This window comes from Brasilonema octagenarum UFV-OR1 (assembly GCF_963888615.1).
In the GTDB taxonomy this organism is placed as follows: domain Bacteria; phylum Cyanobacteriota; class Cyanobacteriia; order Cyanobacteriales; family Nostocaceae; genus Brasilonema; species Brasilonema sennae.
Genome location: NZ_CAWPKW010000350.1, coordinates 1 through 9,332, shown reverse-complemented (window position 1 = coordinate 9,332; position 9,332 = coordinate 1). Strand labels below are relative to the sequence as shown.

Genomic DNA, 9,332 nt, shown 5'->3' with positions numbered 1-9,332 from the left:
AATCTTCGCGATGATGGGTTAGATAAATAGATGGAATCAGCAGAGTACCAGGCTCAAACTCATAGCCCCCGATTTCTAGGGGTGATTTCACCAATCGCTTTAATGCCAACATCGCCACTGGGTAAAGGCGCAGTGTTTCATAACAGACAGCATTTAAATAGGGCAAACGAAAAATAGCGTTCGGATCTGGGTTTTCACCCAAACTATCCAGTTCTTGCAGTAATTTCTCACGCACTTCGCTCACATGGTGCATCCAATATAATGCCCAAGATAACGCACTTGCAGTAGTTTCGTGACCCGCTACCAAGAGCGTCATCAACTCATCGCGTAACTCTACATCCGTCATCGGCTGCCCTTGCTCATCGCGAGCCGATATCATCAAAGACAGAATATCACTCCGAGATGAATTGTCTGGTTGCTGTTTGCGTTCCCGAATCTCGGCGTAGATGAGTTCATCTATTTGCTGTCTTTGGCGCATAAAGTTTTTCCAAGGACTCCACGGACCTAAAGCCCGTTGGAGTAATGGGAAAAGAAGCATGACAGCTCTCAACAAAGGTCTCTTTGGATTCAGGATTGCAATCAGGAGTTCTTTGAGCTTTTCGTAACGTGCCCCTTCCTCTAGACCAAAGACAGCTTTCAAAATAACTTGGAAGGAGATTGCTTGCATAGAAGGTAGGACAGAAAAGGGTTCGCCAATCTGCCATTGACTCGTCACTTGCTTGGTAATATCGGGGATTAGCTTACCATAAGCTAGCATCCTTTCCCCATGAAAAGGAGGTGTCAACAGCTTTCGTTGTCGCTGATGAGGCTTACCTTCTAGCGCCAGCATTGATTGTCGCCCCAATAAAGATGATTGAATACCTGCTGGTTCACCAGAGTCCAATAATTTTGGATCAGTGGTAAAAATTTGTTGAATCGCTTGGGGGTTACTTATAAATACTTGTGGCTTAAAAACTGGACCAATCCTGAGAGTGAAGAGATCACCATAGCGTTGAGCACAAGCTTCCATGTATTCTAAGGGGTTAGTCAGCCATTGAAGCGTCTGTACCAAAGGGTGAGTTTGAGGACCGTCAGGCAGTTTCTGTTCGGGCATTTTTGATGCTTTCCTGATACTAAAGAATTATTGAACCAAGACCAGGCTTAGCCTGTCATTTATCAGTTATCAGTTACCAGTTTTCACTGTTTGAAGGACAAGTAAATCTATTATCCAAATATAGCAATCCTACTAAATCAATTCATGAATAACAAGATTCCTGACTTTTTTGAAAAGTCGGAAATCTAAAGAAAAACGTCAATTATGAGCAAGATAGGAAAATTTGTTTCTACTATTAATAAAATAAAAAAAAAGGCAGGTTTTAAACCTGCCTACAAGCTGAACCAAGAAACTTAAAATTCCTTACACTAGAACCTTTGCTAAAATCGGTCCAACACGAGTGGCAATTTCTGGGACGTATACCTGCGAAACGTAATCGGCAATCATCCTATCCGTGTTGAACAATGGTGCATTCGTCTTGATTGATGCCTTCATCATTTGCACCCAGCCGTGAGGAGTGCCGTTAGCATCTTGGTCGTAGTACAAGGGGACTATTTGCTCTTCCAAAAGCTTATAAAGGGATTGTGCATCTATGCTATCTTGTAAATCTTGATCACTGGTGTGAGCATCCTCACCAATTGCCCACCCATTTATCCCTTGACCATTTGCATCTGCTTTGTATCCTTCGCACCACCAACCATCGAGGACGCTGCAATTAATTCCACCATTAAAGCAGACTTTTTGCCCACTCGTACCAGAAGCTTCTAAGGGGCGACGGGGGTTGTTTAACCAAACATCAACACCTTGGACAAGTTTTTGACCAACGTAAATGTCATAGTCTTCAATAAAAGCAACTCGATGCTGAATTGCGGAATGCTGACACCATTCCATTAAGCGTTGGATAATCCGTTTGCCTTCTTCATCAGCTGGGTGAGCTTTACCTGCAAAAATAATTTGTACAGGACGTTGTGCATTGCCAAAAATTCTCATTGCCCGTTCGGCGTCACGCAAAAGCAGATGACCGCGCTTATATGGGCTAAAGCGTCTGGCAAATCCGATAGTCAGCACTTTGGGATCAAGCAGTGTTTCTGCCGCTTGAATTATTTGGTATTGTTCACCGCGTTGTTCCCGTGCTTTTTTCACTTTATATCGAGTGTAGGCAATCAGTCTTTCTTTTAAGACTAAGTGTCGCCACCAGAGTTCCTCATTTGGAATATTATCAACTTTCTCCCACGTCTTCGGGTCAATGACACGAGTTTTCCAGTCTTCGCCTAAGTATTGAGCGTACAGCTCTGCCATTAAGGGAGCAGTCCAAGTGGGCGCATGGACGCCATTAGTAATGTAACCGATGGGGACTTTGTCTTCAGAACGTTGTGGATACAAAATTGTCCACATTTTACGAGAAACATGACCGTGCAATTCGCTGACGCCATTGGCTGCACGACACATCCGTAGTGCCAAAACTGTCATGCCAAAGGGTTCCCAAGGGTCGCCCAGTCGGCGTGCGCCTAATGCCAAGAATTGCTGGCGGGATAGGCGTAGCTGAGTCCAGTAATGGGCAAAGAAGGAGTCTATCAAGTCAGGTGAGAAGACATCATGACCTGCGGGAACGGGTGTGTGGGTGGTGAACACACAACGATTTCGCACATCGGCTTCGATGTCGTAGAAGGATTTGCCAGTGCGCTCAATTTCTTGGCGTGCAACTTCTAAAGTGGAGAATGCAGCATGACCTTCGTTGAGGTGATGGACAGAAGGTTGTATCCCCAAAGCTGTTAACGCTTTGACACCACCAATTCCCAAGACAACTTCTTGGGCTATGCGAGTTTCCTGGTTACCGCCGTAAAGGTGTCCAGTTAGCCAGCGGTCTATGGGATCATTATCCTGGCGATCGCTATCCAATAAGTAAAGACTCACTCGCCCCACTTGCACTCGCCAAATTTGCACTCTCACCATTCGTTGGCGAACTTGCAACTGTATCGTGATTGGTTCCCCGTGCCAATTTCTCATTAACTCCATAGGCATTTGGGAGAAGGGGTTGTCAACGTAGTAATCTTCTTGCCAACCGCCACGATTCAACCGTTGTCGGAAGTAACCTTGGCGATACAACAAGCCGACACCAACCATTGGGACTCCCAAATCTGATGCTGATTTTAGGTGGTCACCTGCAAGAATGCCTAAACCACCAGAGTAGACAGGCAAAGATTCATGTATGCCAAATTCAGCACAAAAGTAAGCAATGGGATGTTCTTGGGTAATTTGTGGTGCAACCCGACTCACCCAAGTGTCTTTTGTGCTCATATATTCGTCAAACTCGCGCACGAGTGACCCTATTTGCTTGAGATAATACGGGTCTTCAGCAAGCTGGGTAAGACGTTCGTATGTCGCTGACTGTAACATTTCCACAGGATTATGCCCGCAGCGTTCCCATACTTGAGGATCGATGGTTTGGAACAGCGCGATGCGATCGCTCGTCCAACTCCACCAATAGTTATAAGCCAAAGAAGCCAAGCGCTTGAGTGGAAAAGGTAATTTCTCACCCAGTACTTGCACTGCGGTATTTGCACTGCTGATATTCATAAAACTCTAGGTGCTCTCTTAGTTTTTCTGTTTTGCCGTCAAAATTTGCTTCCCAGTGGGGAGACAGTGAACAGTGAACAGTGAACAAGGGGTGGACGAGTCCGTTTCCTACCTGATAACTGATACGAGTGGTACTTGATAACTGGTAACTGATAACTGATAACTGATAACTGTTTCAAGCGTGGAGTCGTTTTTTGACGGTTTTTATTTTTCCAGACGTAATCCAAATCATCCTTCTTTTTTGGCAGTTTTGACAACTTGATCTGCATCAAATTAATTGACGTTCTTTTAATTTAGTTTTTATTATTTTTTCTTAATATATGGTAATCAATCAAGATTCCCCACTTCATCTGAATAAATAGAATTTCACAGATTAAACGGGATTGCTATGTTAGGGCTTACGCAGAAGAGATCCCCCAACCCCCTCCCCTTAAAAAGGGGGCTTTTAAGATTCCTTTAGAGCCAGGGCTTGCTTAAATCATATTTAACGGGTCAACATCAATTGTTAAACTGACAGTTTTAGGACAAAGTTGACGCACTTCCTCCCAATCTGGCAACTGTGGTAAGGCACTGGGGGCAAATTTTAGCAATATTTGCCAGCGGTAACGATTGGCAACCCGTAAAATAGAAGCGGGTGCTGGTCCTAAAATGTCTAACCCTTCATGAGTCGCCAAAGCTGCTGCTATGATCCCAGCTGTGTTCTCTACCTGAATTTGATCAGGACTGCTTAAGCGCAATAAAATCAATCTCCCATAGGGAGGATAATTGAGTGCTTGCCGTTGTTCCAATTCGGCATCTATAAAAGACTGATAATCGTGATTTTGTACTGCTTCAATCACAGGATGTTCTGGAGTGTAAGTTTGGACAATCACTCGTCCTGGCTCATCTCCTCTACCAGCACGTCCTGCAACCTGTGTCAAGGTTTGCAATGCTCGTTCGCTGGAGCGATAATCTGATAGATGCAGCAGTCCATCTGCAGCAACAACACCCACGAGTGTGACTTGAGGCAAATCTAATCCTTTGGTGAGCATTTGCGTACCGACTAACAAATCTGCTTCACCGTTAACAAACTGTGTCAGAAGAGTACGGTGTGCTCCTTTTGTACGGGTGGTATCGCTATCAAAACGAATGAAGCGCAATTGGGGAAACTGTTTTGCTAACTCCTGCGCGACTCGTTGGGTACCACTGCCGAAAAATTTTAGGTAGGGAGAACTGCATTCTGGACAATTTCGGGGATGCGATCGCGCAAAATTACAGTAATGACACCGCAGTGTTTGCTGCGCGTTCTCTTCTGTATGGTGATACGACAGCGACACATCGCAGTTTGGACATTCCAAGACATATCCACAACTGCGACAAGAAACAAAAGTGCTATGTCCCCGACGATGAATAAATAAAATTCCTTGCTGACGACGTTCTTGCAATTGCTCCAAAGCGGATTGCAAGGAACGACTAAATATAGAACGATTTCCCTGTTGCAATTCTAGGCGCATATCCACAACTTCCACCGGAGGCAGAGGACGGGAGTACACGCGTTCGGGAAGAGAGAGGTAGTGAGTGGGAGGGAGTGAGGAAGTTATTTCTCCCCCTGCTCCCCTGCTCCCGTTCGCGCAGCGTGTCCGTTCGCGTAGCGTGCCCTTTGGGCATAGGACTCAGCTTCCCCCACACTCACCCAGGTTTCCAGCGAGGGGGTTGCTGAACCCAGCACCAGGGGACAGTTTTCTAACTCTGCTCGCCACTGTGCAACGGTGCGGGCATGGTAGGTGGGGATGGGAGAATCTTGCTTAAAGCTGCTGTCGTGTTCTTCGTCTAATATGATTAAACCCAAGTTTGGTAAAGGAGCAAAAACTGCACTGCGCGTACCGATGACAACTTGGGGTTCTCCGGTTAACATTTGCCTCCAGGTGTCATAACGTTCACCGTCTGAAAGGGCGCTGTGGTAAACGCTCACTTTGTTACCGAAACGAGCACGGAAACGATCAGTCAACTGAGGTGTGAGTCCAATTTCTGGTACTAAGACAAGGGCAGACTTGCCTTTCTTTAGTAGAGGGCTTATTGCTTGCAAATATACTTCTGTTTTCCCAGAACCGGTGACACCATGCAACAAGACTGTAGCGCATCCTTCTAGATGGGTAATGACCCCTAACGCTTCCGATTGAGCTGATGTTAATATCTTGGTCACATCCATTGCGGGAGTCTGTCCTTGTGTACCATCTCCAAGGGGAGGGAACACAGCAGCAGTTCGCAAGACTTCTCGTTCTTGGATGACGATATATCCCTTTTGTTCTAACGTCTTAAGGATGGAGGTACTTGCACTACAAATTTGTAACAGTTCACTTTGCCACAACTCGCCTCCGCGCTTTCGCAGCACTTCCAAAACTTCTCGCTGGCGAATGGTTAAGTCACGTTCAAATGTAGCACCTATCATTGTGACTGCTTTTTGCTGCTTTGGTCGAGTTAGTTGCGGTGGTTCTAAGTAACTTTCGACCATTCCCCGTCGCTGCAATTCGCGTACACCTTGGTAAGCAGCTTTGACTTGGCGTTGCAGGTAGACGAAACTGTAATCTCCATCTGCTTGTGCTTGTAAAAGTTTGAGAATTTGCTGTGCTGGTGAGGAGAGGAAGGGTAGGGAGGATGAAGGGGATGAGAGGTTTGTTTCTTTGTTGTCATTTTTTGTGAGGCGAATGCGACGCTGCGATCGCCCTAACAAACCAGGTGGTAAGGCGATACGTATGACTTGAATTAGCGGTGTATAATAGTATGATGCAACTCGATTCAAAACTTCCCAATAATTCGAGGCAAAAAAACCTACACTGACGACATCTTCTACATTACGGACTTTGTCTATTGGTAAATCTACTGAAATTTGTGTTACAAAACGAATGGCGATTCCTCCTAACACTTGTGTACCAAATGGGACACTTAAAATATCCCCTGGTTTTACTTCCAAATGATCGCTTAGGCGATATGTATAAACTCCTGAACCTCCCGGACAGTCTACTAGTACTTCAATCCAACGATTCACTAGTTTTTCTGACTGGTAAGATTGACCAGGTTCGGCAACTATCAAAGAGGACAAGCTGACACCATTCATATACATACTTTGTGAACTAATAATACAGATATTTTCTTTACCAGAACAGTTCCAAATCCCTAGTCCTTAAGAAGTCTTTTTCTTTGAAATCCTCCAGATAACTCAAGCACTTAGAAAAATAGTTATAAGTCACGAATTAAGTCTTGGGAAAAAAAATCCTGATTCTATCTTTAGGATTTATCCGTAGTCATTCTTTTATAACTTTCGACATAACAATGAGCACCATTAGAACCAGTTTGTCTATCTTAACCAAGATTCCTCAACTCTAAATATATACATCCTTTGGTCGAAAATGTAATTGTCAATACTGCCAACAGACATAATACTTGATAAGTTTCGTCTTATGTAATCTAGTAGAAAAATACTCCTAACTGTAGAAAGCAAGAAATATTTCCGCGAACTCAAACGAAATTAGACAATTCCAGCTTTTTTCAGTTAAGTTTCTATGATTACTAAATGGGGAAAAATGCTTTTCCCCCTATTGATAGATATTTAAGCCTAGGTGTATGTGAGATCCTGTATCAGGAGAAGATATTGCTAAGGTTTTACTTGCCAGATTGCCGATTTCGGGGAAAGATTAAGAGCGATGCATAATCCCACCATCAAAAATCAGATAGTTAATGCCAATTTCCAGACATAAAAAGTCAGAAAAGTAATAAAAACACAAAAAGATTTAAGGATTTGGAGATAAGCGTATGAGTTTTTATAATTGTTAAATATGAGAATTGTCATTCAGGAGGGTTGGACAGATTTTTAAAACATAAAAAAAGCAACATATGTGTTATTAGCCTGAAAAAAATGTTAATGGGAAGCCACTACCAAAATAAGTTAAGAACTGTATCTATCTGTCACCTACAGATGAAATCAACTGAGGTTTAAGTGTTAAGAATGAAGTATGAACCAACCCCAAAGATAAAAAATTAACGGGCTTGTGTGAGAGTGTTCCCTGTTAGATCGTACTTCTACTTTGATCCCAACTTATGGTAAGTATTGACATTTTTTTAAAAGTCATCCGCTTAACACACTTTTACCAAAGCATGAGCTTCCAGTAATCACAGATAGATACTGTTGTTCAGAATCACACAACTTTTGGGCAAATATTTGTATCTTGTCATGTGGCGGGTGTCTTTATCTTTGAGGAGAATTAACAAGCTTCGCCAGAGTAGCTGTCATTAACTATGTACCAAACAGAGCAATAATCTCTGAGGGAAACTATGAATATAGCTGAATTGGGAACAATGGAGACAATGGGAAATGCTGCCGAAAATGAAGAACTGTTTATTACGTTAGATGCAGTGGCAGAAGATGAGTCCCTAATAGTAGTAGAAAATATAGAAGCCGAAGATCGCGATGGAGACCGGATGGCGGCGGCGCGTCCTTCAGGATATAATAAAACCGAGTATGACGATGCTGTCGGCGCGTTTTTTAAAGAAATGGCTCGCTATCCGTTGCTAAAGCCAGATGAAGAGGTGGAATTAGCGCGTAGAGTCCGGTTTGTGGAAGAAATTAGGGAATTGCAAGCTTCTTTACTTGAAAAGCTCGAAAATCAACCGAGTAAGGAAACTGCTGCTTCCCATCTCGGAATGACAGAAAAACAACTGGAACATCGGTTGTATCAAGGGCGGGTTGCAAAACGTAAAATGATCCGCTCAAACCTACGGTTGGTTGTCTCTATTGCTAAACGATATTTAAATAGGGGAGTTCCTTTTCTGGATTTAATTCAAGAAGGAGCGATGGGGTTAAATCGTGCAACAGAAAAATTTGACCCCGATAAAGGATATAAGTTTTCTACTTATGCCTATTGGTGGATAAGACAAGCAATTACGCGGGCAATAGCTAATGATGCGCGGACAATTCGCTTACCAATTCATATTGTTGAAAAACTTAACAAACTCAAAAAAGCGCAACGAGAACTCAAACAGAGACTAGGGCGCAACCCATCCGAACAGGAAATGGCAGAAGCTTTGGATGTTCCCGCGCCACAACTACGCCAACTGCAACAACTACGACGACAAGCACTGTCCCTCAACCACCGTGTGGGAAAAGAAGAAGACACGGAATTGATGGATTTGCTAGAAGATGAAGACAACCTCTCTCCAGAGGCCAAAATGAATGAAAGCATGATGCGCCAGGAGATTTGGGAAGTTTTAGGTGACGTACTTACTCCACGAGAAAAAGACGTCATCTCTCTACGGTATGGTTTGATTACCAGTGAACCTTGTACCTTGGAAGAAGTTGGTACTATGTTCAATCTTTCCCGCGAGCGAGTACGACAAATTCAAAGCAAAGCTATGCGAAAGTTACGACGTCCTCACATAGCCAAACGCTTAAAAGGGTGGCTGGTGTAGTTGAAAGTCAACAGCAGGACACTTGTGTAGCCGGGTTCCCTGACTTAAGCAAAGTGTCCTTTGACAACTCAAAAGCCAAAAATCTAGAACGATTGACGAAAATTATAAATTATGGGCTAATAACTAACAATTAATAACTATAGGACTACTATTTTATTTTTGGCGAAGCTAGGTACACTTCAAGAGCCTTTTTTCCTGTTAAGCGTTACTCAGATCTTGCACCTCCGGCTGAGTACGCCCAGAACTCAAGTTCTGGGCTAATAAACCAAGTCCGTTAAAA

The 9,332-nt window shown here is 43.5% G+C and carries 3 protein-coding genes and 1 pseudogene; 1 reads left to right on the top strand and 3 read right to left on the bottom strand.

Translation table 11 applies throughout. From position 1 onward, the window contains the following. The 3 genes and pseudogenes from AC5590_RS31515 to priA form a co-directional block, all read right to left on the bottom strand. A partial coding sequence (locus AC5590_RS31515) for a cytochrome P450 (protein ID WP_169267196.1) occupies nucleotides 1–1,093 on the bottom strand: 1,093 nt, incomplete at its 3' end. 303 nt (nucleotides 1,094–1,396) lie between these two features. After that, nucleotides 1,397–3,610, bottom strand: a complete 2,214-nt coding sequence (gene glgP, locus AC5590_RS31510) for an alpha-glucan family phosphorylase (RefSeq protein ID WP_169267195.1) — start codon at nucleotides 3,608–3,610, stop codon at nucleotides 1,397–1,399. A gap of 473 nt (nucleotides 3,611–4,083) precedes the next feature. Further along, a pseudogene (gene priA, locus AC5590_RS31505) lies at nucleotides 4,084–6,710 on the bottom strand (primosomal protein N'). Nucleotides 6,711–7,918: 1,208 nt separating this feature from the next. Between priA and AC5590_RS31500 the strand changes: the two are divergent. Next, nucleotides 7,919–9,052 carry an RpoD/SigA family RNA polymerase sigma factor gene (locus AC5590_RS31500; RefSeq protein WP_169267194.1) on the top strand — a complete coding sequence of 378 codons (1,134 nt, stop codon included), beginning with the start codon at nucleotides 7,919–7,921 and terminating at the stop codon, nucleotides 9,050–9,052. Nucleotides 9,053–9,332 lie beyond the last annotated feature (280 nt).